A 599-nucleotide genomic window follows, 5' to 3' on the forward strand; every position below is an offset into this window, starting at 1 on the left:
GGTAAGAGTAGTCTTTTTTATACTCTCCCTACAAAATGCCTAATAACGAAAGGAGGAAGCACCCATCCGTTTATTTCCATCCGAAAAGAGGTATAGGTAGTAACAAATAATTGATTAAGGAGATGTAGAGATGATGGAATCGAAACAAACTTATTTTGTTGATATCAGCAGCGGGGATATTCTGCAGGATCCGAATCAAAACGCCAGTCCAAGCTTTCGGATATTCGCAACCCCTACAGAGGTGAACGAACTTAAAATGCTCTTTAACGATAACTATGATGACGATATGTCGACCATGAGACGCGCTCAGGTTCCATTCCGCCAGTATCATAATTCACCAGAAGATGATCATTATGATCAATCAATGAAGGATATTTATGCGAAAATCTACCTGCTGGGGGATGAAGAAGCACGCAGTCATATCACAGCGATCGGTGTACTCGAAAACACGTCCGATCACCATGTAAGAGAAGATATAGAAAATCTTAAGTAATAAGTGCCAGTTCCTTTGTCACAGGGATAAAATAAAAAAATTCGTTACATAAAATGTAACGAATTCTATCTCCAAAGTTTATGCGCGATAGTTATAAAAAAATCAA

The 599-nt window shown here is 38.4% G+C and carries 1 protein-coding gene; it reads left to right on the forward strand.

What is annotated here, in order from left to right; genetic code table 11:
* Positions 1-130: 130 nt before the first annotated feature.
* Entirely contained in the window at positions 131-493 is a 363-nt protein-coding gene (locus BVI01S_RS21875) for a hypothetical protein (RefSeq protein WP_034766106.1), read from the forward strand.
* Positions 494-599 lie beyond the last annotated feature (106 nt).

It is taken from the genome of Rossellomorea vietnamensis NBRC 101237 (assembly GCF_001591825.1).
Classification (GTDB): domain Bacteria; phylum Bacillota; class Bacilli; order Bacillales; family Bacillaceae_B; genus Rossellomorea; species Rossellomorea vietnamensis.